The sequence below is a fragment of the Rhizobium sp. R634 genome, assembly GCF_002211305.1.
In the GTDB taxonomy this organism is placed as follows: Bacteria; Pseudomonadota; Alphaproteobacteria; order Rhizobiales; family Rhizobiaceae; genus Rhizobium.
Genome location: NZ_LOKW01000012.1, coordinates 246,022 through 271,383, shown reverse-complemented (window position 1 = coordinate 271,383; position 25,362 = coordinate 246,022). Strand labels below are relative to the sequence as shown.

Genomic DNA, 25,362 nt, shown 5'->3' with positions numbered 1-25,362 from the left:
CATGGCGCGAGACCGCTATGCCTCAGATATCGACTGGCGGCAATGTCCTGCACAGGCTTACGGCGAAAGAATGACTGAAGGTCATGTCCCTGTCCGTCATTCGACGCTATCGGTGCCGATCTTGATATCGCCGAGCGTGCGGAAGGTCAGCCGAGCGCCGATCGTCCAGTCACTTCCCGACTCATCGTCGGCGTCCCTCGTATCGGTATAGGCGATCGTAAAGATCGTGCATTCGTCCTCGTAGCTGAGGCCGAGCGTGCGGCGGCTGAGCACCTCATTGTTCAGATCCCAGGCAATACCGCCGAAGATTGACCAGTAATCCTTGAACTTGACGCGGCTGCTGGTCTGGATCTCGTCGTTGTCGTCAGCGAAGCCATATGCCGGTTGCGCGCTGAGGTGGGTGTAAGTCACCTGCGTGGAGAAGGTGTCGTTCTGGTAAGCCGTCGTCAGGTCGCCGCGGCGGAAATCGAAATCCTTCTCGTCGAGGCGGTAGGAGGCTGTCACGGAAACGCCGAACGGCGTTTCGATGCCCCCGAGACCCACATAGTCGGAGCGAGCGGTTTCCAGGCCCGAATCCGCACCCACATTGACAAGGTCATCGGTGGCGAACGAGTTCTGTCCCGCGATCTGGTAGGACTGGCCGAAGAGGCCGTGCAGCTTGTAGCCGCTGTCGAACGTGCCGGTATACTGAATGCCGACATTGGCGCGGGTGCCGCCTTCGATGCGGTCGTAGCCCGAGAATTTGTCGCGGTCGAACAGCGAGGTGGCGTCGAAGACGAAGCTCTGCGCATCCTCGTTCGGCAGCCGGCCGGCGAGCTGCTCGTCCGGGCGGGCATAGATCTGGGCGATCGGCTCGAGGATGTGGGTGCTGTTGTCAGTCGTCATCAGGATCGGATAACGAATCTCCAGCCCGGCAGTGAACATCGAACGGGTGGCGGAATTGCCGTCATAATAGTTGCCGCCATAGCCGGTCGGATCGTCCATGTTCAGCGCGAAGGCGTCACCGCGCGCAGCCAGCAGCGGCGTGATCACCAGGCCGGTCGGCGTGACGTAGGTGCGTTTCCACTGCAGCTCCGCGGTCAGGCGCGAGGTCTGTCCCTTCAGGCCGCGGAAGCGGTCGAAGCCGTCGACGGTATAGAAGTCGTCATGGGTGCGCGAAATATTCGTCAGGTTGACATCGGCCGACAGTTCGCCGCCTGCAAGCGGCTGCGGCGCCACATAATGATAGTCGAGCGAGGGATAGACGATCGCCTGCTGCTTTTCGGCCGTGTTCGTCCGGTCGGCATCCTGGACGTCGAAATAGAACGCCCGCATGTCGAAGTAATTCCGCTTGCCCAATCCCGTCAGGTAGATCTGGTTGGTGCGATCTGTGCTGCTGAGCCCGCGCAGCTTATAGGTTTTCGAGAAGTTGTTGTCGCTCTGGACCATGACGTCCCAGCCGAACGTCCAACGCGGATTGATGCGGAACTCTGCCTTCGACGCCACCATGCCGCGCCGCTCGGCTTCGGCATCGCTGGTGCCGGAGCTGAAATTGCCCGGGGTTGCCTGGTCTATGCCGGCGACGCGCAGGATATGCGTGCCATTTTCAAAACGCTGGCGGAACTCGCCTTCGACAAGAAAGCCCTGGGCCGTGTAGCCGGTGGCGGTGACCGTCGCATCCATGCTCGGCGAGATCACGTAATAATAAGGAATGGAAAGACCGAAACCGAGATTCTGCGACAGGCTCATCGTCGGGAAGAGAAAGCCCGACTTGCGCTTCACCGTGTTATCGGGAACCTCGATGAACGGCAGGAAGGCAATCGGATGGCCGAGCAGCTCGAATCGCGCCCGCTCCAGCCGGACCGTGTGCGTTTCGCCATTCTGGATGACACGCTGCGCCTTCACCTGCCAGAAGGGCGCCCGCTTGGGATCTTCGGCGCAGGGAAGGCAGGCGGTATAGACGCCCTTGTTGAGAATCATCAGCGTGCCGCCGACCCGCTCGCCGCTTTCGGCGACGATACGTGTGTTGTCGGAGGTTTCGATGCGCAGCGAGTTCAGGAACCCGTCGGCGAAATTGTCGGTCACATCAAGATTGTCGGCGTAGATGCGGTTGCCGTCGGGGCTGACCAGCTCGACATTGCCGATCGCCGTCATCCGGCCGGTCTTCTGATTATATTCGACCTTCTGAGCGACCATTTTGTAGCCGCCATAGTTGATCTGCACGCCGCCGATCGCCGACACCATGTCCGCATCGCGATTATAGACGAGTTCATTGGCCGACAGGAGAAGTTTGGCTCCTTCGGGGATCTTCTGCTGGATATTTTGTTCGGGCGTCGTGACCTGGCCGAAAGAGGCCGGAACGCTGCTGAAATAGGAACATAGAGTCGCGCCGGCAAGCAGGGCAACCAACTGTTTACTAAAGTACTTGCGGTCGCCTGCCGCCACTAGCCGTCCTCCTGATGAAGCAGAATAGTCGCGCCCAACGCCAACGCGACGACCACCGGTATCCACGTCGCCACGAAAGGAGGCACGACTCCACTGCTTCCGAATGCTTTAACAAGCACGGTGATGACATAAAGCACGAAGCCCGCGAGGATGCCACCCAGAATCACGGAGCGGGATTGGTTGAACCGGCTAAATTTTAGGGACACTGTTGCAGCAATGAGAGTCATCGCCACCAGCAGCAACGGCTGGGACAACAGCGAGTTGAATTGCGTCTCCAGCGCCTTGGTTGAGATGCCGAAGGATTTGGCCGCTGCAATGCGGTTCGAAAGGTCAAAGAAACCAATTGTTTCCGGCGCCGTCAGCCGCTCCTGGACGAAATCCTGTTTCAGATTGGTGCGAAGTTGAACCGAAGCTTTGCGCACGGGGATTTCGCCAGGCTTGCGCTCGACGACGGTGTTAAGCTGCCAGTAACCATCTTCTAACTTTGCTGTCGCGGCGTCCTGTCTCAGAATGACCTGACCGCTTGAATCGAAATGGATCAGCACGGCGTCGATCAGCTTTGTCCCGTTTTCCTGAACGGTCTGGGCGCCGATGATGACATCGTCCCGGCCGCTGATCTGGCGCAGCCACGGAATCTGCGGCGCCTTGCGCAGGACCGCATTTTCGCCGCGCCAGTCGGATTCGACGAGAAGAGCCTGACGCTGTCCCCAGGCGGCAAGCGGGTTGAGCGCCGTCATCGTCAGCACGCCGATGGCCAGGGATCCGACGATGAAGGGAAACATGAATTGCCAGACGGAAATGCCGGCTGCCCGCGTCACGACGAGCTCATATTTGCGGTTGAGACCGATCAGCACCGTCATGCCGACGAACAGCGTGATGAACGGCACCGTCTGCTGCAGGATGAGCGGCAGGCGAACGGCGGTCATCAGGATGCCGCCGCCGATCGTGTAGCCGGGCAGGCCGGACATGCGGCCCGCCGTCTCGCTGAAATCGAGGAGGAAACTAATCGCCGACACGCCGATCAGGAACCAGCCCGTCGTCGCCAGATAACGACGAAAAAAATAACGCGACAATGTACCGAACATCATTGGGTAGCGCCCCCGCCGGTCCTGCCTGCAGCGGCAAGCAGTCTCTCCTGCATCCGTCTCCAGAACGACGAGATCCGATCCCGGATGAACGAAGGCATGACCAGTCGCTTGTGCAGGCCCAGGAAGACGATCGAAATGATGCTACTGACGATCGGGATCGCGTAGAGGACGGCGATATATTCAGGATCGGTGTCGATCTGATTGGCCGCGTAGAAGGCCGCCCAGCGAAGCGTGAAGGCGTAGGCGAGGGCGCTAATCATCGGATGCAGCCGGGCCTCGCGGTGCGAGCGCGCATCGCCGGCGATCGCCAGCGAAAACAGCGCGAAGACGACGGGCAGGATCCAGTCCGTCAGCCGCCGGTGCAGCTCGGCGCGGTAGCTCTGCGGCCGGATCGTATAGTCCTTGTCGGCCGGGTCGGGATTGAACAGGAACCACAGGTCACGGTCGCTGGCGCGCAACGTCGCCTGACCGCGATTTTCCGTCATGTCCGAGAGGTCGAAGGAATAGGAATCGAATTTGATGACCGAAACGTTGCCATCCGGCGTTTTGCGGTGGACCTCGCCGTCATGCATGATCAGCGTCGTGCCTTTGTCGTCGACGGCGCCTTCCTTGGCGTAATAGATCAGCTCGTAGGCCGGATCGCGCTCGTCTGCGACGAAGAGACCTTTCAGCGTGCGGCCCGCCATGCGCTTGGAGATCTGCACATAGAGGCCTTCGTCGAGCTTGCGGAAGGTCTTCTCCTCGATCACTGACGAGAGCAGGTCGGCATAGGTCTCCGCGATCATTTGGCGGACTACGGTCTTTGCCCGCGGTTCGACGATGTTGTCGACGAAGAAGGAAAAGACGCTGATGACGGCGGCAAGCAGCAGGATCGGACGAATCAATATGCTGCGCCGCGCGCCTGCCGCATCGATGACGGTGAGCTCGGAATCGTTGTTCATCGTCGTCAATGTCTGCGTGATGGCGATGACGAGCGCGAAGGGCAGCACGACGGGAATGATCGACGGCAGGATCATCGTCGCCAGCTTGGCGAACGAACCGATCGACTGGCCGCTGTCGGTGACGAGGTTGATGCGCTGCAGAACCTGTGTCGTCCAAATGATCGCCAGCACGGGCAGCAGCGCCACGAGAAACATCTGGCCGACGCGCCGTAATATGTATGTCTCGAGTAGTTTCATGCCGGCCCTTGAAAGCACCCTGCACGCCCAAGCGGCTTGCAGGAGAATCCCTCTACGCTCTTTGTCGCGCTTTTGCGACAAGCTGGTGTCAAAAATTCATTCAAATTTCAGAATTTTTTTGGCCCTGTTGCGACTCAGTTAATGCCAGCAGCGCGGCGAAGATGACGATCGAAGAAAGCCATCCGAGCAGGACATCGGAAAGGTAATGCGCACCGAAGGATAGCCGCATCGCCGGCGTGAGGATCGAGATCACCACCACGGGCGGCACGATCGCGTAACGCAGCGATTTCGGAACGAAGAACAGAAGGCAGAGCAGCCAGCCGGCGCTCGCCGCCTCGCCGGAGACGAAGGAGCAGTTCGACACGCATTTGCCGGCGAGCGAACCTGCCTCGGCGAAATGCAGAGGGCCGCCGAAAATGTCCGTCTGCAGCGGCCGCGGCCGCCCCCAATGTTCCTTCAGGATGACATTGACGAGCAGCACCGGCCCGATCAGCAGCGTTCCCAATGCGACTTTGAGCTTGCGCGCCCTCTCGGCATTGAAAGTCGCGCCATGCTGCTGATAGCATTCGATGAATTTCCACGCCATAACGATCGCCACCACATAGGGCAGGCGGAGGAAGATGGTGCGCAGCAGGTCGAAATTCCCCGAGTCGCGATAGGGAAAGCCTCCGCAGATGCTGCCGGCCGCAGCCGTCGCGTCGCAATCTACAGCCACGAAAAAAAGCCGGGAAAAATAGATGTCTATTTCGGGGAAGGCGCGGAACACAGCAAGCAACGCCCACCACGTCCAGAACAGCAGCACGAATGCACCGAAAGTCGTTTTCGGCAGGCGGATTGCCGAGCCGTGCCACCGATTTTTCGAAAAAATTGTCAACGCGAATATCTACGGAACTGACGAGAACAGAGAGGCCCTGATGGCCCTGGGCGACCATAACAATTGTCGCAAGCCATTGACAGACCCGCCAAACACGAAATTATCCGCCAGGAACGGATCCCGAAGAATCCCAGCGGAGAAGACATGTCAGCAAAGTTCGAAATTTCATTCTCAAAGTCGGCAAAGCTCAATGGCGGCCTGGCAATCCTGCTGAAGACGACCGAGGCCGAGAGCGCTGCGGGCGTCGAAACGGTCGATCCGGCCGGCGTGGTCGCCAAGGCCGCGAGGATCGGCCGATTCTCCGCAAGGTCCATGGCCGCTCTCGATATCGTCGCTCCCGAAGCCGCGCCCGTCGAGCGCATCGTCGTCATCGGGCTCGGCAAGGCTGCCGAGCTCACCGCCCATGACTGGCTGAGGGCCGGGGGTGCCGCTGCATCGAAAATCAAGAATACCGACAAGGCAGCAATCTTCATCGATGTTCCCGGCCTCGAGACGACGGCCCGGGCAGCCGCCGATTTCGCGCTCGGTTTGCTGCTGCGCGCCTATAGCTTCGATACCTACAAGACGAAGAAGAACGACGAGGAGGAAAAGCCGGCGAAATCCGTGAAGGTGACGATCGTCACTGCTGATCCTGCCGGCGCCAAGAAGGCCTTTTCCGATTCCGAAGCCATCGCCGGCGGCGTCAATCTTGCCCGTGACCTCGTCAACGAGCCGCCGAACGTGCTTGGCCCTGTCGAGTTTGCGGCCAAGGCGAAGGAGCTGGAAAAGCTCGGCGTCGAAGTCGAGATCCTGACCGAGAAGGAGATGCGCCGTCTCGGCATGGGCGCCCTTCTCGGCGTTGCCCAGGGCTCCGTGCGCCCGCCGCGTCTTGCGATCATGCAGTGGAAAGGCGGCAAACCCAAGGATCGTCCCGTCGCCTTCGTCGGCAAGGGCGTCGTCTTCGATACCGGCGGCATTTCGATCAAGCCGGCCGCCGGTATGGAGGACATGAAGGGCGATATGGGCGGCGCTGCAGCCGTCACCGGCCTCATGCATGCGCTTGCCTCCCGCAAAGCCGCCGTCAACGCCGTCGGCATCATTGGCCTGGTCGAGAACATGCCTGACGGCAACGCCCAGCGTCCCGGTGATATCGTCACCTCCATGTCAGGCCAGACGATCGAGGTGATCAATACCGATGCCGAAGGCCGCCTCGTGCTCTGCGATGCGCTCTGGTATTGCAACGATCGTTTCAAGCCGCAGTTCATGATCAATCTCGCCACGCTGACCGGCGCGATCGTCGTCGCACTCGGCAACGTGCATGCGGGCCTGTTCTCCAATGACGACAAGCTTTCGGCCCAACTCACGGCAGCCGGCCTCTCGACCAACGAGAAGCTCTGGCGCATGCCGCTCGGCAAGGATTACGACAAGCTGATCGACAGCAAATTCGCCGACATGAAGAATACCGGCGGCCGGCAGGCGGGCTCGATCACGGCGGCGCATTTCCTCAAGCGCTTTGTGCAGGAGACGCCCTGGGCCCATCTCGACATTGCCGGCACGGCGATGGGCTCGCCGCAGGACGAGATCAACCAGTCGTGGGGGTCCGGTTTCGGCGTGCGCCTGCTCGACGAGCTCGTCCGCGCCCATTATGAAGCCTGATGACCGACGTTCTCTTCTATCATCTGACCGAAACCAGGCTGGAGGATGCGCTTCCGCCGCTCATCGACAAAAGCGTCGAGCGCGGCTGGCGCGTCGCCGTCCAGACGCGGGAACCGGCGCGACGCGACGCGCTCGACACGCATCTTTGGACTTTTCGTGAGGAGAGTTTTCTGCCGCACGGCACCGATGAGACGGATTTCGCCGAGAGCCAGCCCGTGCTTTTGACGGTGACATCGGACAATGCCAACGCAGCCACCGTGCGCTTCATCGTCGACGGCGCCGAACCGCCGCCGGTCGCAGCCTACGAGCGCGTCGTCTTCATGTTCGACGGTCACGACCAGGAGCAACTGGACGCCGCACGCGCGCAATGGAAGAGGCTGAAAGGCGAGGGGCATAACCTCACCTACTGGCAGCAGACGCCGGAAGGGCGGTGGGAGAAGAAGGCTTAAACGTGCCGTCGGGATGGTCCTTGCCGTCGGGCCGACAGGCAAGGACCGCCAATCACTCAGTCGTGGAAGGCTTCGACGAACTTCCGCTTGCCGAGCATGAAGGCGTCGGCGACGTGGCGCAGCGGCGCGAGATCGACATCCGATTTGCCGGCCTTGATGATTTCGGCGAAGCGGCGGTAGAGCGAGGGGTATTCCTGCTCCGGCTCGGCGAATGCCAGCGTGCCGTTGATCGAAAGTTTGGCGCCGCCCTCGGAGAGAACCATCTGGCCGGCGGCCGTTTCCGCGACGATGTCCCAGCTCTGCTTGCCGGTCTGGCGCCAGTCGAATTCGGCGTGAATCGGCAGGCCCTCCGCATTCTGGAAGCGAATGTCGGCAGCGATCGGCGCATCGCGGTTTTCAGGAAATTCGAGCACGGCCCCGGTGATGAAGATCGGCCGCAGGATATGGGTGACGATCGACAGCGCATTGATGCCGGGATCGAAAACACCAAGGCCGCCGGCCTGCCAGATCCATTCCTGGTTCGGATGCCAGTGGCGGACATCTTCTTTCCAGATCACATGCACGCTGCTGATCGTGGTCGAGGCAAGAAACGCCTTGGCGGCCTCGACGGCCGGCGCATAGCGCGAATGCCAGCTGGCAAAAAGCGACGCGCCTTGTCTTGCGGCGAGCGCCTCAAGATCGGCGACTTCGCTGAGCGTTGCGCCAGGCGGCTTTTCCAGGAAGACGTGCTTGCCGGCGAGGAGAGCCTTATAGGCTGCCTCGTAGCGATATTGCGGCGGCATGCAGAGCGAAACGGCATCGATCGAGGGCTCGGCATCAAGCATCGCGTCGATCGTCGTATAGGCGTTGATGCCTTCGACCGTGCCGTGGCGGCTTGCCGTGGCGACGAGCTTGAAGTCCGGGTTCTTGGCGATGGAGGGAAGGTGCTGGTCGCGGACGATCTTGCCGACGCCGACGATGGCGAGGTTGATAGGAGACATGGTGTTTCGCTCGAGCCTGTGAAAAGTATGATTTATTGAGCTTCTTGTAGCAGAAAGAGGAGCGCCGACAAGCTCTCCTCATGCATTCTATCGCATCCTGAAGCGCATCGCGATCTTTCAGATTCGCTGATTCCGCCCTAGGTCTTTGTTTTTACCCATGTCATTGCAGCAAAGCCGCTGCACAGTTTCACGCGTATGCGTTAGCGCATGATGGTCTGGCGAAGGAAGCTGTAACCCATCGCCACGCGGGCCGCGCGCTCCTCGGAATTGCCGTCGCCGCCATGCCCGCCCGAACCGAATTCATGGAAGAGCGGCCGATGCCCTGCCTCCTCGAGCCGCGCCGCAAAGCGGCGCGCATGCGAGGGATGCACGCGGTCGTCATTGGCCGAGCTTTCGATGTAGATCGGCGGATAGGCGATCTCGGCTGCGGGCCTGACATTGTGAAGCGGCGAATAGCCGAGCATGAAATCCCGGTCCGCCGGCGTATCCGGGTCACCATATTCGTCCATCCAGGCTTTTCCTGCGCTGAACAGATGGAAGCGCGTCATGTCGAGCACCGGCACCTGGCACCAGACGGCGCCGAAATCCTGCGGATAGCGCGTCAGCATGACGCCCGTCAGCAGGCCGCCATTGCTGCCGCCCTGGCAGGCGATCCGTGACGGCACGGTGTAGCCGCGGGCGACGAGATCGCGCGCAATGGCGACGAAATCGGCAAAGGCTTTGTCTCGTCCCTGCCGTTTGGCGCTGCGATACCAGTCGGGTCCGAATTCGCCGCCGCCGCGGATATAGGCCTGCACAAAGGCGCCGCCTTGCTCCAGCCAGCGTCCCGTTACGCCGGAATAGCTCGGGGAGAGCGCAACATCGAAGCCGCCATAGCCATAAAGCAGCACCGGCAGTTCTCCCTTGGTCCACTGCCTCGGCAACACCAGCCGGTATGTAACCCTCGTTCCGTCTTCCGAGACAGCTTCCAGCAGTTCGGACGACATATCCGTTGCATCGAAATAACTTGGTGCGGCCGCGACGAAAACCGGCTCGGCCTCTCTGCTGCGATCCGAGAGTTCCAGGCGGTAGCAGGCCGGAGGCTGCAGAAAACCCTGGCCGACGATATGAACCGTATCGTCACCGAGATGCAGATCCGCGTAGAGCGGTCTGAAATGGGCCGTCTGCATGTCCGCGGGCAGCGGGATCTCGCGCTGTTCGGCATCCAGCCTTGTCAGATCGAGCACCATCAGACGCGGACGCAGCCGGTCGGAGATAATGAAGACGCACCATTCGCGCATCAGCATCAGCTGTGAGATGGACTGGCCTTCGCCGGGCTGGAACAGGATCCGCTCCGGCCCGAGCACGCTCTCAGATGTCGGGTCGAAGCGCTGCAGCACGAGGCTGCCGGTGGGAACGCGCTCATCGGTCTTCGCTCGCCAGAGGCAATGATCGCGATTGAACTGGAAGTCGGCTTCCGCAGGCAGATCGATGCGCTGCCGCTTACCATCGTCGTCGATGAGAAAAGCGCTTGCGACGCCGATCTCATGACCGGCGACAAAAATGCTGATCAATCCGGCATCCCGCGAGCCACCGGACAGGGCGGGGTCGATGACGAGATTGGAGCCGTAGACATCTTCGTCCGCAGCCTCGAACATGACGGCGGCATCTTCCGGCCGCTGCCCGCGCTTCAGCCGCCGCCCGACGCGCGGCCATCCGGAGCGGGTCGCCGAAAACCGGTCGATGGAACCGAAATAACAGATTTCGTCACGGCTCAGCCAATTGGCGTGCGACCGCACGGCGGGAGTGTCGAAGCCGCCCTCGACGACTTGTCTGGTTTCGGCATCGAATTCGAGCAACCGGAGAAGGTCGGAGCCGCCGTCTGACAGAAGGAGCAGCACACGCGTCGGCTCCCAGGGGCAGGTCACGGCGCCGCGCCAGTTCCAGCGCTTGCCCTCGCTGACGCAGAAGGCGTCGAGATCGAATACCGGCTCCCACTCGGCATCAGGCGACGGGTTCTGGCCGGCGGGCAGGCGAAGCCAGATGCCGAGCGGATTGTCCTTGGTCTGACGGAAGTCGAACAGCCAGCTGCCCCGCCGCATTGGGATGATCAGCCTGTCCTGCCGCTCGATCAGCGCCTTGATCGCATCGCGATCCGCGGCGAACTCAGCCGTTCTAAGCGCCGTGTCCGAGTGCGCGTTGTGCTCGTCGATGAACTGGCGGGTGCGGAGATCGTCGTCCGTTTCGAGGTGAAGATTCATGTCGGACCTATCGGCTTTCATTGCGATCGCACTGGTTTAGAGCCTTTCCTGGTCAGATTGAAGCATTCTGTTGGCTCAAAAGGAGTCGGATGATCGACCGGCCCGTTTCAGCCAACCTGCTCCGGCAGAATGCTTCAATCTGACCAGGAAAGGCTCGAGGACAGCCGGTCCCGCCTTTGCAACCCGCCTTAGCGGGTCGTGGTGAGATCGGCTGAGGCGACGAGATTGCTCGGGGCGCGAGTCCCCTTGAATTTCAGCGTCACCACCTTGTAGCCTTCGGCCTCGAGTTTCGACAGCAGGGTCGGCAGCATCGTCGCGGTCCGCTTGTGGATGTCGTGCATCAGGACGATGCCGTGGCCGCGTCTGTGCAGCAGGTCCATGGTCCGCTGGGTCACCGAGGCCGGCGTTCCGGTGAAATAGTCCTTGCTGTCGATATCGACATCCATGACCACCATGTCGCGCATGGCGATTGCGGCGCGCAGCTTATGGCTCTCGGCAAGGTAGGGGAAGCGGAAGAAGGAGACATCCGTTCCGGTCGCCTTGGTCACCGCCATTTCGCCCTTCATGACTTCGGCCATCGCCGCTTCGAAGCTCAGCGCATTCAGGTTGGCGTGCCGGTAGGTGTGGCTGCCGATCGTATTGCCGTCCATCGCCACCTTGCGGGCGAGCTTCGGGTGCATCTCGGCCATCTGGCCGACCATCATGAAGGCGCCTTTGACGCCGAACTGGTCGAGCGTTGCCAGCACCTTGTCCGTCCGCCCGGGCACCGGACCGTCGTCGAAACTCAGGATCACTTCCTTGTTGTCGAGCTTGAGATCGGCAAGCGAGCCGACCTCCAGCGTTCGTCCGGCCAGATGATGCGGGCCGGCCGGAAGGAGCGGTGTGGCATCGCCATCGGCCATATCGGCAGGCTTTTGCCCTTCGGGGGCAATCACCGAGGAGGTTTTGATCGATGTGTCAGGAGCTTGTCTGGTCGTGCTGCAAGCGGTGAGAACGGCTGTCAGGGCGATGCAGGACAGAACGAGAAAGCGGTGCATGAAAGGGCTCAACAAATCAGTAATGAATGTTGAGGCAACCTTTCGAATTATGGTTAACGATCGGTTGAGATCGGCCGGAATTGTGCCGAAACGCGGCGCTTCGCCGAGTTTCATTGATGGCTGTGGCTATCCTGCCATCGCCTCTTCGTATTCGGCCGACAGCATCAGCCAATCTTCTTCGGCGGCGGCGAGTTTTGCCGCGGCCTCGCCGCGCTGCTTTGCCTTCTCGGCGGCCTTGGCGGGCGTTTTCTCGTAGAGGGCGGGGTCTGCAAGTTCTGCGTCAAGCGCCTGAATCTGTTTCTCCAGCTTGGCCGTCAAGGATTCGATTTCGTTGATCTTTTTCCTGAGCGGCGTCAGCGAGGCGCGCTTTTCCGCATTGAGCTTGCGCTGGTCGGCCTTCGATGTCGTCTCGTCGGCGGCCTGCGGCTTTTCTTCTTTTTTTCTGCCGGAGCTGACGATCAGGTCCCGGTATTCGTCCATGTCGCCTTCGAAACTGGTGACGGTGCCGCCATTGACCAGCCAGAGGCGGTCGACCGTCGCCTCGATCAGGTGGCGATCGTGCGAGATCAGGATGACTGCGCCGTCGTAGTCGTTCAGCGCTTCGATCAACGCGCGGCGGCTGTCGATGTCGAGATGGTTGGTCGGTTCGTCGAGGATGAGCAGGTTCGGCGCATGGAAGGCGGCAAGCCCCATCAGCAGGCGGGCCTTTTCGCCGCCGGAAAGGTCTTTGGCAGCCGTTGCCATCTTCTCCGTCGCCAGTCCCATCTGCGCGACGCGGGCGCGCACCTTGGCCTCCGGCTCGGCGGGCATCAGCCGGCGCACATGCTCCACCGCCGACTGCTCCGGGATGAGGTCGTCGAGCTGGTGCTGGGCGAAGAAGCCGATCTTCAGGCCCGGGGCGAGCTTGAGCTCGCCGCTTTCCGGCGCGAGCCGGCCGGAGATGAATTTGGCGAAGGTCGATTTGCCGTTGCCGTTCGACCCGAGCAGGGCGATGCGGTCGTCATTGTCGATGCGCAGGCTGAGGTTCTTCAGGATCGGCTTGCCGGGCGCATAGCCGACGGCGCCGCCCTGGATTGCCACGATCGGCGAGGCCGGCTGCTTCTCCGGCTCGGGGAAGGTGATCGGCTGTACATGGTCCTCGATGACGGCAGCAACCGTTCCCATGCGCTCGAGCGCCTTGACGCGCGATTGCGCCTGGCGCGCCTTCGAGGCCTTGGCCTTGAAGCGGTCGATGAAGCTCTGCAGATGCTTGCGCGCCGCCTCGTTCTTCGCCTTGGCTTTCGTCTGCAATTCGTCGGCTTCCGCCTTCTGCCGCTCGAACTGGTCGTAATTGCCGCGGTAGAAGGTGAGCTTCCTCTGGTCGAGATGCACGATGGAATTGACCGCGTTGTTCAGGAGGTCGCGGTCGTGGCTGATGATGATGACGGTGTGCGGATAGCGGCGGATATAGTCCTCCAGCCACATCGTACCTTCGAGATCGAGATAGTTGGTCGGCTCGTCGAGCAGAAGCAGATCCGGCTCGGCAAACAGCACGGCCGCAAGGGCGACGCGCATGCGCCAGCCGCCCGAGAAGGAGGAGGCGGGGCGGGCTTGCGCCGCCTGGTCGAAGCCGAGGCCGGCCAGAATGCTTGCTGCGCGCGCTTCGGCCGAATGCGCGTCGATATCGACGAGGCGCATTTGAATTTCGGCAATGCGGTGCGGGTCGCTCGCCGTTTCCGCTTCGGCGATCAGCGCCGCGCGTTCCTTGTCGGCGGCAAGCACGATCTCGATCAGCGAATCCTCGGTTCCGGGCGCCTCCTGCGCCACCTGACCGATGCGCGCGCCCTTGGGGATCGAGACTGATCCGGTTTCCGCGCTGAGGTCGCCGGTGATGACGCGAAACAGCGTGGATTTGCCCGCGCCGTTACGCCCGACGAGGCCGGCCTTCGTGCCCGAAGGCAGCGACACGGCGGCATTGTCGAGAAGCAGGCGGCCGGCGATGCGGGCGGAAATGTCTGTGATTGTGATCATGGCCGGCGTTTTGGCCGAAAGCGCCCGTCAAGGCAAGAGTGCTTCAGCGGCCGAAGGCCTGCACCGGCAGGCGGCGGTTCGACTGCGCGGCGAGAAGCGCCACCCGCGCATTGGCCTGTAGCTGTCCCGGGCTTGCCGCATCGGCGCTCAGCGCCACGCCGATCGAAACGGTGACCCTGCCGGGATCTGATGTGTCGGAGGTCGAGAAGACGAGATTGTCCTCGACGGAGGTGCGCAGGCGCTCGGCGATCGCCATTGCATCCTGCATGCCGACATTGGAAAACAGGAAGGCGAATTCATCGGCTTCGGTGCGGGCGACGAAATCGTTCTTCTTGATCGATTTGCGGAAAAGGCTGGCGAGCTTCTTCAGGAGCTTGTTGCCGGCCTGCGTTCCGTATCGGCCGTTGAGATCGGTGAAATTGTCGATATCGACCATGATCAATGCGCTGCCGGCCGCTCCCTCCTCGCGCTCATAAAGCTCGGCCATCGTCCGGTTGAGTGCAATACGGTTCGCAAGTCCGGTGATCTTGTCGGCCACGGCGGCCGATTGCATCGCCGAAATTCCGCGCTCCAGCACTTCCAGCGCCTTGATGTCTTCCTGCAGCTTGGCTGCCGTTTCCATTTCCGCCGAGAGCACCGTTGCGAGCGAGGCGGAGAGATAGTCGAGTTCGCCGATGAAAGCGGCAAGGCTCTGGTCTTCGTGGCCCGATACGGATTTCAGGATGGTGCCGCAGGCGCGCGCAAAGGCGTTCTTGTGCTTGAGGTCTTCGGCAAGCCGCTCGGCGACGTCGCGCAGCATCCGGCTCGCCTCGTTCCGTGACGTTTCGCCTGCCAGCCCGCAATGGCCGACCAGGCGGTATTTCAGTCCGAGTTCGTCGAGCATCGCCTGTTGCGGTTGGGGGCCGAGCGCGGCGATATCCTGGGCGAGGCCGGGATTGAGCCCAATGATCGCCTCGTGGAAGAGTTCGTAATTGCGCGGCAGCGCGGCGACGTTGAGCCGCGCCATATGCTGGGCGATCCTCTGAATGTCGGCCGTCGGCGACGGGCGCGCGGCCTCGCGCGGCACCAGTGCATTTGCGCTTGCATTCTGCATGACGATCCCTCGCGGCCCGGCCTGATCTCTGATGTTCCGCTATGCCGACAAGCTTTTAAAAGAGGCTGAATTTGCAAGGGGAAACGCCGGATAGGCGAGGAGAACCGGCAAAGGCGGTTAATTCAGTCTTGATGTCTGCCTCACATCCACTCGCGTCCCTCGTTGCGCAGGAAGTGGATCAGGTCCAGCTGCAGGCTCGGCTTGCCGAGCGCCGTCAATGTCATGTGGCACTGGCCGCGATGGTGGGTCTGGTGGTTGAAGAGATGCGCAAGCGCCGTCCAGAGCGGCTGGGTGATCCCGACCGGGCGCGTCACCATCCGGTATGTGAAGTCGGCCGCAAGGCTCGCCTCATCGAGCGTGCCGGCCCAGGCGACGATGCGCTCGTCCTCTGCCTGGCGCGCTGCTGTCAGCATCTCTAGCTCCTCGTAGAGCACGGCATCGAGGGTGGACGGCGCTTCGCCGGTGCCGGTGAAGCGCTTCATCCAGATCCGGTCGGCGACGAGCAGGTGATTGAGCGTTCGGTGGAGCGAGCCGAAGAAAGCGCCGCAGTCGCTGCGAAACTCCGCATCGCTGAGCTCTGCCGCGGCCGCGTAGACGAGCGCGTTGGCCCAGCGGTTATAGGCGGCGAACATCCTGTATTGCCTGAGCATCCGGTCCCTCCCATTCTCGTCGCGGCAGTCTAACCGGTTTGCTCGAAAATCGCAGTGATGCGCCCATAAAATTTCCTGATTTGATCGCCGGCGCCTTCTGTCATCGAATGGAGAAAGCTGTGATCGCGAAAGGACTGATATGACCAGAGTTCTCTATTCCCTGTGCGGCGCCGACGAGCGGCGCTTCTTCTCTCCTCATTGCTGGAAGGCGGTGATGGCGCTGGCGCATAAGGGGCTCGATTTCGAGGAGATTCCGACGACTTATACCCGCATCCGCGCGATCGGCGGCGGCGTTTCCCCGACCGTTCCCGTGCTCGACGACAACGGCCGGCTGATCCCCGATAGTTTCGCCATCGCCCTCTACCTGGAGGAGGCCTATCCCGAGCGGCCGTCGCTCTTCAACGGCGAGGGCGGCAAGGCGCTCTCACGCATGGTGGAGGGCTACTCGCAGATGATCATCCATCCGGCGATAATGCGGATCGCGCTTCTCGATATCCATGCCAACCTCGATGAAGGCGACAAGCCCTATTTTCGCGAAAGCCGCGAAGCCCGGTTCGGAAAGCCGCTGGAAATCGTCGCCGCAGACAGCGAAGCGGAGAAGGCCGCCTTCGGCGCCAAGCTGGAGCCGCTCCGGCATATGCTGAAATTCCAGCCCTTCATCGGCGGTCAGGCGCCGCTCTTTGCCGACTATATCGTCTTCGGCGCGCTGCAATGGCTGCGCGTCTGTGCCGGCCTGACGATGCTGGCCGCCGACGATCCAGTCATGCTCTGGTTCGAACGCTGCCTCGATCTCCATGAAAGCCGCGGTAGGACTGTGACAGCGGCGTGAAATTGCCGCCGGCCTCTTGTTTTCGGGCGTTGGGGCGGGTAAAGACCGCCCACTTTTCCCGAGAAAACAGAGGATTTGACTATGGCGATTGAACGCACCTTCTCGATGATCAAGCCGGATGCAACCAAGCGCAACCTGACGGGCGCCATCACCAAGATGCTCGAAGACGCCGGCCTGCGCGTCGTCGCCTCCAAGCGCGTCTGGATGAGCCGTCGCGAAGCCGAAGGCTTCTACGCCGTTCACAAGGACCGTCCCTTCTTCGGCGAACTCGTCGAAGGCATGACCTCCGGCCCGACCGTCGTTCAGGTCCTGGAAGGCGAAGGCGCGATCCTCAAGAACCGCGAAATCATGGGCGCGACCAACCCGGCAAACGCTGACGAAGGCACGATCCGCAAGGTTCACGCCCTTTCGATCGGCGAAAACTCCGTTCACGGCTCCGACGCTCCGGAAACCGCCGCCCAGGAAATCAAGTACTGGTTCTCCGACACCGAAATCGTCGGCTGAGGCCACACTTCGGCATTGTCTGGCAATGCCTTGAATTGACTCTCGAAAGCCGGGGCTCCGCTCCGGCTTTTTCTATGCCGGGCACTTGTCGGTATTCGAGAAATCGACGCTGCCGTCCGGCCTGAAGACCTCAGGGTTCTTGTCATAAAGCGCACCGACGACGAGCGGCTTGCTCGGCAGCACGGTCTGGTCGAGGTCGGACCGGAACTGCGTCTTCAGTTCCTGCAGCACCTTCCCGTCCTTGTCGACCAGCCGGACGTTGACTGTATAGGGTCGGTCCTTGCGCACGCAGTGCAGGTTTTCGCTTTGCAGTGCGATCTTGTCGTCGATCGGGTAGATTTTCTGGTTCAGCACCAGCGGATCGCCGCCTTGAGGATTTTCGAATTCGGCGATGATGACTGAGCCGTCGGGAATGGGACCTGTCTTTTTCAACGTCAGCAGATAGGTGGCGCTCGCGACCCGATAGTTGAAGACGAAGAGATGGCCGGTCACCTCGACCAGATTTTCGGCCTGGCGCTGGCAGGCGGACAGCAGAAGGCCGGCGGCTGCCGCCATTATGATCAGCTGTTTCCTCATGGCATTTCCTCCTTCTTGCGGCGGTAGTGCCGGTTCGCCTTGGCGCGGTTGCCGCAGACAGCCATGTCGCACCAGGCGCGGCTCCTGTTCTTGCTACGGTCGATGAACAGCCAGCCGCAATTGCTGCAGATCTTCATGCGCTCCGGATCGGGCATGGCGATCAGCCGCAGCACCGAATGGGCGGTGGCCGCGGCGAGACCCCCGGGGCTCGCGTTGCGCAAGGTCTTTGCCAGCGCCTCCAGCAGGTCGGCCAGCAGCCGGTCGTCGCCGCCATCCAGTATACGCCTGCGGAAATAGAGGTCGATCGCTTCGCGGAGCGCAATGAAATCCGTCTCTTCTTCCCGAGCCACCGGTGCGATGTCGCCGAAGAGAGCGCGTTCGGCGCAGAATTCGGCGGCAGCGCTGGGAAAGCTCAGCATTTGGTCCCGGACTGCGAAGCGGTCGATCCGCCGATTGGTGTCGTGGCGCAGCACGACGCTGTTGGCGACATCGAGCGCCAATGCGCCGCCCGCAAAGCGGTGAGGGGTCCAAGAGAAGCTCATGCCAAAATTATAACTGGTGAAATAGGTTTTACTAGTTATAATTTTGTCGACGCGGAGTGTCTGGAATGGCCTATCTTCTGCAGCAGTTAGCGAATGCGGTTCCGCTCGCCGCTCTTTATGCAGCGCTCGCTTTCGGTTATGCGGTCGCCTTCGGCGTGACCAAGCGCGCCGACATCACCTATGGGGCGATCTTCGCCTTTTCGGGCCAGATCCTGCTGCTCTTCACGGAACTGGCCTTCAACCGCTTCTGGCTCGTGCTGCCTGCGGCTTTGGCCGTCGGCGCCTGCGCCTCCATCCTTTATTCGCTCGGGACGGGCCTATGGATTGGCCGTTCGATCATGCTGCCGCTGGTCAGGACGTCGCCGAACACGGTCATCGTCGCCGCCCTCGGCATGATGATCGTGCTGATGGAAACCGCCCGGCTTGCCTCCGACACCCGGGCCATCTGGCTGCCGCCGTTCCTGAACGATGTCGTCATCTTCTGGAGCGACGGGCTGTTTAAGGTGACGCTCACCTATATTCAACTGATCGATACGGTGCTGATGTGGGCCATCGTGGCGATCGGTGCTCTCATTCTAAAGCGCACGGCCTGGGGCCGCGTCTGGCGCGCCGTCACCGACGATCCGCTAGCGGCCGAGCTTTGCGGCACCAGCGCCGATCGCGTCTTTCTCGTTGCTTATGCGGCGGCGAGCCTTGTCGCCACGATCTGCGGCATCCTCGCGACCTTCTATTACGGCTCGATGGATTTCGGCGCCGGGCTGATGTTCGGGCTGAAGGTGCTGCTGATATCAGCCGTCGGCGGCTATTCCGATCCACTGCGTTCGGCGGGTGGCGCCGCCGCGCTAGCGGTGGTCGAAACCATGTGGGGCGCCTACGGCCCCTTCGTCTGGCGCGATCTCGTCATCTTCTCGCTGCTCGTCCTGCTCCTGGTCATGAGCCGCAGGGAGCGCGTGATTCTTTAGAAAAAGCCGGTCACTTCCACTTGTCGCGCGCCGCATCGTCGGCGTCCTTCGCCGCGACCCAGTCGCCGGCGGCGCCGTCCTTGCCGTGCTCCTTCTTCCAGAAGGGGGCGGCGGTTTTCAGGAAATCCATGACGAAATTAGCGCCGTCGAATGCCGCCTGCCGGTGCGGCGCGGCCGCGACGACGAGCACGATATTCTCACCCACGACGATCTTGCCGTAGCGATGGATCGCAGTCAGGCCGAGCAGCCCGAAACGCTCGACGGCAAGTTTGCCGATGCGAGCCATCTCGGCTTCGGCCATGCCGGGATAATGCTCGAGTTCCAGCGCCGCCAGCACACCACCGTCATCGCGGCAGAGACCGGAGAAAGTGACGACCGCGCCGATGCCGGGCTTGCCCTTGGAAAGCAGGTCGACCTCGGCCTGCAGATCGAAGTCTTCGCGCTGGACGCGGATGGTGGGGGTGATGGTCACAGCGAAATCCTCCGCTGCTTTGATGCGCTGCCGCAACCTCCCTCATTCCTGTGCTTGTCACAGGAATCCAACCACCGCGCGTCGGCGCGGTGAACGACTCTTTCCTTTTGGCAAGTGCTTCTCCCGCGCCCAAGGACTTGGGCGCACTGGATTCCTGTGACAAGCACAGGAATGAGGGAGCAGAGAGGGAAGTGCGCAGTCCTACCCATTGTAAGCTTTCTAAAGCCCAGACGGACCGGGTTTCATCCCCCCGTCATCGGCGGAAAAATTCCGATTTCCTTCGCACCGGAGATCGGCTCGTCATGCTCGACATGCTCCATATCGAGCGCCACGCGGATCACGTCGGGATATTGAAGTGCGGCCTCATATTCTTCGCCCAGCGTCTTCAAATGATTCAGAAGATCGGCGACGGTGACGACCGAGGAGGGGAGGTCGATCTCCTCCTCGCCCTTGCCGATGCGTTCGCGCACCCAGGCGAAATAGACAAGCCGCGTCATTCCTCGTCATCCACGATATGTTTCAGCCCGGCGCGGAAATAATCGTAGCCGGTATAGATGGTCAGCAGCGCTGCGATCCATAAGAGCGCGATGCCCGTCTGCGTCGTATAGGGGAAAATCTCGTCGCCGGCGGGTCCGGCGAGCAGGAAGGCGATGGCGACGAGCTGCAGTGTCGTCTTCCACTTGGCGATCCGTGTCACCGGCACGCTGACCTTCAGCGCCGCCAGATATTCGCGCAGGCCGGAAACCAGGATCTCGCGGCAGAGAATGGTGATCGCCGCCCAGATCGACCAGCCGGCGATGGTCTGGTCGGCCGCGACCAAGAGAAGGATCGAGGCGACCAGCAGCTTGTCGGCGATCGGATCGAGCATGCGGCCGATATTCGACGTCTGGTTCCAGATGCGGGCGAGATAGCCGTCGAGGAAATCGGTGATCGAGGCGATGACGAAGATCCAGAGCGCCACCCAGCGCGCCGTATTGCTGATCGATAATCTGCCTTCGATGAAGAAGCAGAGGACAATCACCGGCACGGCGAGGATACGGCCGTAGGTCAAAAGATTGGGAATGCTGTACGCACGCGATGCCATGGGATCGTTCTCTGAATTGATGCGCCGCGACAGCGCCGCGCGTCTTTACGAAAATCGATTCCGATTTTCGGGCCGATGCGGTAGATGACGGCTTTGACCGCGGACCGTCAACATTCTTTCTGTCTTTTCGCCGCCTTTGCGTGGAATTTGCGACGGAGGCCGGTTATTTCGCGGCGTCGTCGTGGAAATGGTTATAGACCTGCCTGGCGACGGCCTCCGATATGCCCTCCACAGTCATCAGGTCGGAAAGAGCAGCGCGCGAAACCGCCTTTGCTGTACCGAAATGCTGAAGCAGCGCGCGCTTGCGCGACGGACCGATGCCGCCGATCTCGTCGAGCGGGTTCTTGACCATTTCCTTCTTCCGCCGCGCCCGGTGCGAGCCGATCGCAAAACGGTGGGCCTCGTCGCGCATGCGCTGAATGAAATAGAGCACCGGATCGCGCGGCGGCAGCGTGAAGCTTTCGCGCCCGGGCGGGAAGAAGCGTTCGCGTCCGGCATCGCGGTCGACGCCCTTGGCGACGCCGATCGCCGTCACGCTGTCGGTGATCCCGAGCTCTGCCAGGATGGCGCGCACGGCGGTCATCTGCCCCTGGCCGCCATCGATCAGGATCACGTCGGGCCAGGCGGGGAAGGGCATGTCGGCGGCATCGGCAGCGGTTGCCTGTGCCGTCCGGTCGGGAATGCCTTCCTCCTTGATCAGCCGCGAGAAGCGCCGCGTCATCACCTCGCGCATCATGCCGAAGTCATCGCCAGGGGTGATGTCGGTCGATTTGATGTTGAACTTGCGGTATTGGTTCTTCACGAAGCCTTCCGGCCCCGCCACGACCATGCCGCCGACGGCATTGGTGCCCATGATGTGCGAGTTGTCGTAGATCTCGATGCGCTGCGGCGCATAGGCAAGCCCGAAGGTCTCCCTGAAGCCTTCCAGCAGCCGCGATTGCGAAGCCGTTTCGGCAAGCTTTCGCCCATGCGCTTCGCGCGCATTGCCGATGACGTGCTCGACGAGATCGCGCTTCTCGCCGCGCTGCGGCACGAGGATGGAAACCTTGTGTCCGGCCTTTTCACTGAGCGCCGCCGCGAGCAGTTCCAGTTCCTCGACCGTTTCCGACAGCATGATCTGTTTCGGCACCGGCTTGTCGTCATAGAATTGCGCGAGGAAGGCATTCAGCACCTCGGCGCTGGAAAGCTGCGGGTCGGCCTTCGGGAAATAGGCGCGGTTGCCCCAGTTCTGGCCGGTGCGGAAGAAGAACACCTGGATGCAGGAGACGCCGCCTTCGTGATGAATGGCGAAAACATCCGCCTCCTCGACGCCGGCCGGGTTGATGCCCTGATGGCTCTGCACGTGCGAAAGTGCGGCCAAACGGTCGCGATAGATCGCCGCCCGCTCGAAATCGAGGTCCTCGGCCGCCTGGTTCATGGCCTCGGCCATATGCGACTTCACCTTCTGGCTCTTACCGGAGAGAAAGTCCTTCGCCTCCTGCACCAGTTCGGCGTAACCCTCGTCGCTGACCTCGTGCGTGCACGGTCCGGAACAGCGCTTGATCTGGTAAAGCAGGCAGGGCCGGGTACGCGTCTCGAAGACGCTGTCGGTGCAGGTGCGGATCAGGAAGGCGCGCTGCAGCGAGTTGATCGTGCGCCCGACCGCGCCGGCCGAAGCGAAGGGCCCGAAATAGTCACCCTTGCGCGCCCTTGCGCCGCGATGCTTGAAAATGGCGGGCGCCCGGTGGTCGCCGGTGATGAGAATATAGGGAAAGGACTTGTCGTCGCGCAGCAGCACGTTGAAACGCGGCCGCAAGCGCTTGATCAGGTTCGCTTCCAGCAGCAGTGCTTCGGTTTCCGTGCGCGTCGTCACGAATTCCATGTTCGCCGTCTGCCGCACCATCTGGGCGATGCGGTTGGAGTGCACGCGGCCGACGGCGTAATTGCCGACGCGCTTCTTCAGGCTGCGCGCCTTGCCGACATAAAGCACGTCGCCCTCGGCATTGAACATGCGGTAGACGCCCGGGCTGTTCGGCAGGCGCTTGACGAATTCGCCGATCAGATCCGCGCCGATCAGGCCGGTCTCGTTGAGGCTGCCTGCATTCCAGTCGACGGGTGCCGCGAGCGGCGAGGCGGAAACATCGCCTTCCACCTCGATATCGTCTTCATTCTCATCCGTTTCGTCGTAGAGAACGCCGCCATCCGGCAGCTTTCGTCCGTTCATTCCGTAATCTCCGCCACATCGGGCGTCTGCCAGGCAAGGTGCTGGCCGCCGTCGAGGGCAATCATCTGGCCGGTGATCGAGGGCGTGTCGTAAAGGAAGCGAATCGTTTGTCCGAATTCCTCCAGGGCCGGCCCTCGCTGCAAGATAAGGGCTGAGACCTGCGCTTGGAAGTCCTCCAGCGCCTGCCGCTCGCTCGGCATCGATGGACCGGGGCCGATGGCGTTGACGCGGATGCGTGGCGCCAATGCCTGGGCGAGCGTCTGTGTCGCCGTCCACAGCGCGGACTTGGAGAGCGTATAGGAATAGAAGCTGGGCCTCAGCGCCCAGACCCGCTGGTCGATGATGTTGACGATCAGCCCCACTGCCTCGGCGGGCATCTGCTGCGCGAAGGCGGCCGCCAGGATCGAAGGCGCACGCACATGCAGGTCGAAGTGCAGGGCCCATGTGGCGGCATTGAAACTGCGGGCGGAATCATGCTGGAAGACCGACGCATTGTTAACGAGCAGATCGAGCGGTCCAATGGCTTCGGAGGCCTTTGCAATGAGCTCGCCGGTTTGGCCGATATCGGTGAGGTCGGCCTGCAGCGCGATCGCTCCTTGCCCCTTTCGCCGCAATTCCGCCGCCAGCTCCTCGGCCTCGCCGACGGAGCCGTTGGCGTGGATCGCAACGGAAAAGCCATTTGCAGCAAGATCTTCGGCGATTGCCCGGCCTATTCTCTTGGCAGCCCCTGTTATGAGGGCTGAGCGAAGTCTTTTGTGGTTCAAAATCCTGCCTTCTGATCCCGCGAGTCTGTGTGCAACCTATATAAGGGCCGGCGGAGATTATATAAATAGGCGGTCTTGGTTGCGTCGTTGGCCGGGATATTCTATGTATTATTTAATAATGTGATTTCTTAAAATAAGTAATTTAAGTTTAACCCTTCAGTAGGGTTAATGAAGTGTATGTTGCTTCAAAGCAACATCGAATTTCGGCCATGTGGCGGCCACAATGATATCACAATTTGGCTCTTTCAAATCCGCAATTCAGTTCCAATTTCAGTCTCGATCCGGAAGGGACATCTGGCAAATTTCCCGCCAATGCTTCGCTGAGAGACAGTGATCAAGTGGTGCGGGACTGAAAGGAGAAAAGTATGCGTGTACTCATTGCTGGCCTCATGGCCTCCGCTTTTGCAATTGCGGGCATTTCGGCAGCTCAGGCGGCTGATGCCGTCGATCAGGTTCCGGAAGCACCGGTTGCCCAGGACGCCCCGGTCACGCCGGCCGGCAACTGGGAGGGCTTCTACCTCGGCGGCGCCGGCACCTACAACATGGGTGACTTCGGTTCCGATCGCCACACCTACGGCTTCGGCGGCCAGGTCTTCACTGGCTACAACTGGCAGCAGGGCCAGATCGTTTACGGCGTTGAATCCGATCTCGGCTACAGCGGCGACGACGTCTCTTCGGGCGGCGTTGAGAACAAGTATGGCTGGAACGGCTCCGTCCGTGGCCGCGTCGGCTACGACATGAACCCCTTCCTGCTCTACGGCACGGCTGGTCTTGCCATCGGCGACGTCAAGGTTTCCGACGACACCTCGTCCGAAAGCAAGACGAACTTCGGCTACACGGTCGGCGCCGGTGTCGAAGCCTTCGTGACCAACAACATCACGACGCGCTTGGAATATCGCTACACCGATTACCAGAGCAAGGACTACGACCTCGACTCCGGCAGCTTCTCGCGCGGTTACGACGAGAACAGCGTCAAGCTCGGTATCGGCGTCAAGTTCTAAGCCGACAGCATATCCAGAAATAAAGAAGCCGGGCACGTTGCCCGGCTTTTTGCTGTTTGGTCGTCAGTCGCAGGCGCCCTGTGCCGAGGCGCGGATCAGGCGCTTGCCTTGAGTTCGCGATGGGCGGGGAATTTCTTTTCGAACTGCGCCAGCCAGTCGATCAGCGGCGCATGATCGGCTTCCCACTGGTCCTTGAAGCGCAGGTCGAGATAATCGAGCGTGGCGGCCAGCGCGAAATGTCCGCCGTTTAGTTTCTTGCCTAGCTTCGGCGGGTTGGCGCCGAGATGAGCAAGCCCCGCCGTCGCCTTCTTCCATTGCCGGTCGATCCAGGGCTGGTGAACCTTTTCTTCGTCGCGGAAGCGCCGCTCGTAGACGATCGCGAGCAGACAATCGCAGATGCCGTCGCAGAGCGCTTCGAGAACTTCGGCATCCGTGCGCTTGCCCTTCTTGGAAGGGTAGAGCCCGTCCTTCGTCAGCCGATCGAAATAATGCATGATCGCTACGCTGTCGAAGATCGAGGCGCCGTCATCGGTCAGAAGCGTGGGAATTTTGCCGAGCGGATTGTTGTCCACCAGGATCGCCGGCCCGGTATTGGTATCGACCCGGATGGCGTCCAGCTCGATGTCAAGATAATGCGCCGCCATCCTGACTTTGCTGGAATAGGGCGAGGCGGGTGAACAAAGCAGCTTCATGAGACACCTGATGAAATTTGTAGATCTGTAGGCGGGACTGTTCCCGAAACTAGCGCAATAAGCCCAAAATCGGAA

24 protein-coding genes are annotated in these 25,362 nt (G+C 61.3%); 6 read left to right on the top strand and 18 right to left on the bottom strand.

The window, feature by feature from the left end; translation table 11 throughout:
• Positions 1 to 96 precede the first annotated feature (96 nt).
• The 4 genes from ATY77_RS15430 to ATY77_RS15415 all read right to left on the bottom strand — a co-directional run bounded on the left by ATY77_RS15430 (position 97) and on the right by ATY77_RS15415 (position 5,564).
• Positions 97 to 2,424 carry an LPS-assembly protein LptD gene (locus ATY77_RS15430; RefSeq protein WP_088687994.1) on the bottom strand — a complete coding sequence of 776 codons (2,328 nt, stop codon included), beginning with the start codon at positions 2,422 to 2,424 and terminating at the stop codon, positions 97 to 99.
• Positions 2,424 to 3,512, bottom strand: a complete 1,089-nt coding sequence (gene lptG / locus ATY77_RS15425) for an LPS export ABC transporter permease LptG (RefSeq protein ID WP_088687993.1) — start codon at positions 3,510 to 3,512, stop codon at positions 2,424 to 2,426. The genes ATY77_RS15430 and lptG overlap by 1 nt, the downstream gene beginning before the upstream one ends.
• Positions 3,509 to 4,690 (bottom strand): LPS export ABC transporter permease LptF, encoded by a 1,182-nt coding sequence (lptF, locus tag ATY77_RS15420; protein ID WP_088687992.1) that lies wholly within the window; start codon positions 4,688 to 4,690, stop codon positions 3,509 to 3,511. Before lptF ends, lptG begins: the two co-directional genes overlap by 4 nt.
• A 100-nt stretch (positions 4,691 to 4,790) precedes the next feature.
• The gene (locus ATY77_RS15415) at positions 4,791 to 5,564 is read right to left on the bottom strand and encodes a phosphatase PAP2 family protein (protein ID WP_088687991.1); all 774 of its coding nucleotides are present in this window, start codon (positions 5,562 to 5,564) and stop codon (positions 4,791 to 4,793) included.
• Positions 5,565 to 5,708: 144 nt separating this feature from the next.
• On the opposite strand from ATY77_RS15415, the gene ATY77_RS15410 reads away from it, so the two are divergent.
• Both ATY77_RS15410 and ATY77_RS15405 read left to right on the top strand, forming a co-directional pair.
• Positions 5,709 to 7,199: a leucyl aminopeptidase gene (locus tag ATY77_RS15410; RefSeq protein ID WP_088687990.1), complete on the top strand. Its 1,491-nt coding sequence runs from the start codon at positions 5,709 to 5,711 to the stop codon at positions 7,197 to 7,199.
• On the top strand, positions 7,199 to 7,648 hold the full coding sequence (locus tag ATY77_RS15405) for a DNA polymerase III subunit chi (RefSeq protein ID WP_088677039.1): 450 nt from the start codon (positions 7,199 to 7,201) through the stop codon (positions 7,646 to 7,648). The genes ATY77_RS15410 and ATY77_RS15405 overlap by 1 nt, the downstream gene beginning before the upstream one ends.
• A 56-nt stretch (positions 7,649 to 7,704) precedes the next feature.
• On the opposite strand, the gene ATY77_RS15400 is transcribed toward ATY77_RS15405, so the two are convergent.
• The 6 genes from ATY77_RS15400 to ATY77_RS15375 form a co-directional block, all read right to left on the bottom strand.
• The gene (locus tag ATY77_RS15400) at positions 7,705 to 8,628 is read right to left on the bottom strand and encodes a Gfo/Idh/MocA family oxidoreductase (RefSeq protein WP_088687989.1); all 924 of its coding nucleotides are present in this window, start codon (positions 8,626 to 8,628) and stop codon (positions 7,705 to 7,707) included.
• A gap of 200 nt (positions 8,629 to 8,828) precedes the next feature.
• On the bottom strand, positions 8,829 to 10,868 hold the full coding sequence (locus ATY77_RS15395; RefSeq protein WP_088688237.1) for a prolyl oligopeptidase family serine peptidase: 2,040 nt from the start codon (positions 10,866 to 10,868) through the stop codon (positions 8,829 to 8,831).
• Positions 10,869 to 11,056: 188 nt separating this feature from the next.
• Positions 11,057 to 11,905, bottom strand: a complete 849-nt coding sequence (locus ATY77_RS15390; protein ID WP_088687988.1) for a polysaccharide deacetylase family protein — start codon at positions 11,903 to 11,905, stop codon at positions 11,057 to 11,059.
• A 126-nt stretch (positions 11,906 to 12,031) separates the two neighbouring features.
• Positions 12,032 to 13,915 carry an ABC-F family ATP-binding cassette domain-containing protein gene (locus ATY77_RS15385; protein ID WP_088687987.1) on the bottom strand — a complete coding sequence of 628 codons (1,884 nt, stop codon included), beginning with the start codon at positions 13,913 to 13,915 and terminating at the stop codon, positions 12,032 to 12,034.
• A gap of 43 nt (positions 13,916 to 13,958) precedes the next feature.
• Complete coding sequence (locus ATY77_RS15380) at positions 13,959 to 15,008, bottom strand: GGDEF domain-containing protein (protein WP_088687986.1); 1,050 nt, start codon at positions 15,006 to 15,008, stop codon at positions 13,959 to 13,961.
• Positions 15,009 to 15,148: 140 nt separating this feature from the next.
• On the bottom strand, positions 15,149 to 15,658 hold the full coding sequence (locus ATY77_RS15375) for a DinB family protein (RefSeq protein ID WP_088687985.1): 510 nt from the start codon (positions 15,656 to 15,658) through the stop codon (positions 15,149 to 15,151).
• Positions 15,659 to 15,797: 139 nt separating this feature from the next.
• Between ATY77_RS15375 and ATY77_RS15370 the strand changes: the two genes are divergently transcribed.
• Entirely contained in the window at positions 15,798 to 16,487 is a 690-nt protein-coding gene (locus tag ATY77_RS15370; protein ID WP_088687984.1) for a glutathione S-transferase family protein, read from the top strand.
• 81 nt (positions 16,488 to 16,568) lie between these two features.
• The gene (gene ndk / locus ATY77_RS15365; RefSeq protein WP_004680549.1) at positions 16,569 to 16,991 is read left to right on the top strand and encodes a nucleoside-diphosphate kinase; all 423 of its coding nucleotides are present in this window, start codon (positions 16,569 to 16,571) and stop codon (positions 16,989 to 16,991) included.
• Positions 16,992 to 17,063: 72 nt separating this feature from the next.
• Here ndk and ATY77_RS15360 read toward each other — a convergent pair whose 3' ends face one another.
• Positions 17,064 to 17,567 (bottom strand): hypothetical protein, encoded by a 504-nt coding sequence (locus ATY77_RS15360; RefSeq protein ID WP_088687983.1) that lies wholly within the window; start codon positions 17,565 to 17,567, stop codon positions 17,064 to 17,066.
• Positions 17,564 to 18,109 (bottom strand): CGNR zinc finger domain-containing protein, encoded by a 546-nt coding sequence (locus ATY77_RS15355; protein ID WP_088687982.1) that lies wholly within the window; start codon positions 18,107 to 18,109, stop codon positions 17,564 to 17,566. The genes ATY77_RS15360 and ATY77_RS15355 overlap by 4 nt, the downstream gene beginning before the upstream one ends.
• A 65-nt stretch (positions 18,110 to 18,174) precedes the next feature.
• Here ATY77_RS15355 and ATY77_RS15350 point away from each other — a divergent pair, with 65 nt between their 5' ends.
• Positions 18,175 to 19,071 carry a branched-chain amino acid ABC transporter permease gene (locus ATY77_RS15350; RefSeq protein ID WP_088687981.1) on the top strand — a complete coding sequence of 299 codons (897 nt, stop codon included), beginning with the start codon at positions 18,175 to 18,177 and terminating at the stop codon, positions 19,069 to 19,071.
• Between the two features lie 10 nt (positions 19,072 to 19,081).
• On the opposite strand, the gene ATY77_RS15345 is transcribed toward ATY77_RS15350, so the two are convergent.
• The 5 genes from ATY77_RS15345 to ATY77_RS15325 form a co-directional block, all read right to left on the bottom strand.
• Positions 19,082 to 19,543, bottom strand: coding sequence for a molybdenum cofactor biosynthesis protein MoaE (locus ATY77_RS15345; RefSeq protein ID WP_088688236.1), 462 nt, complete (start codon positions 19,541 to 19,543; stop codon positions 19,082 to 19,084).
• A 242-nt stretch (positions 19,544 to 19,785) separates the two neighbouring features.
• Positions 19,786 to 20,040: a molybdopterin converting factor subunit 1 gene (gene moaD / locus ATY77_RS15340; RefSeq protein ID WP_088687980.1), complete on the bottom strand. Its 255-nt coding sequence runs from the start codon at positions 20,038 to 20,040 to the stop codon at positions 19,786 to 19,788.
• Positions 20,037 to 20,627 (bottom strand): CDP-diacylglycerol--glycerol-3-phosphate 3-phosphatidyltransferase, encoded by a 591-nt coding sequence (pgsA, locus tag ATY77_RS15335; RefSeq protein ID WP_088687979.1) that lies wholly within the window; start codon positions 20,625 to 20,627, stop codon positions 20,037 to 20,039. The genes moaD and pgsA overlap by 4 nt, the downstream gene beginning before the upstream one ends.
• Positions 20,628 to 20,790: 163 nt before the next feature.
• Positions 20,791 to 22,830 carry an excinuclease ABC subunit UvrC gene (gene uvrC / locus ATY77_RS15330; protein ID WP_088687978.1) on the bottom strand — a complete coding sequence of 680 codons (2,040 nt, stop codon included), beginning with the start codon at positions 22,828 to 22,830 and terminating at the stop codon, positions 20,791 to 20,793.
• Positions 22,827 to 23,594, bottom strand: coding sequence for an SDR family oxidoreductase (locus ATY77_RS15325; RefSeq protein ID WP_088687977.1), 768 nt, complete (start codon positions 23,592 to 23,594; stop codon positions 22,827 to 22,829). The genes uvrC and ATY77_RS15325 overlap by 4 nt, the downstream gene beginning before the upstream one ends.
• Positions 23,595 to 23,959: 365 nt before the next feature.
• On the opposite strand from ATY77_RS15325, the gene ATY77_RS15320 reads away from it, so the two are divergent.
• Positions 23,960 to 24,595: an outer membrane protein gene (locus ATY77_RS15320; protein ID WP_088677055.1), complete on the top strand. Its 636-nt coding sequence runs from the start codon at positions 23,960 to 23,962 to the stop codon at positions 24,593 to 24,595.
• Positions 24,596 to 24,690: 95 nt separating this feature from the next.
• Here ATY77_RS15320 and ATY77_RS15315 read toward each other — a convergent pair whose 3' ends face one another.
• Positions 24,691 to 25,287, bottom strand: a complete 597-nt coding sequence (locus ATY77_RS15315; RefSeq protein WP_088687976.1) for a glutathione S-transferase — start codon at positions 25,285 to 25,287, stop codon at positions 24,691 to 24,693.
• Positions 25,288 to 25,362: the final 75 nt, after the last annotated feature.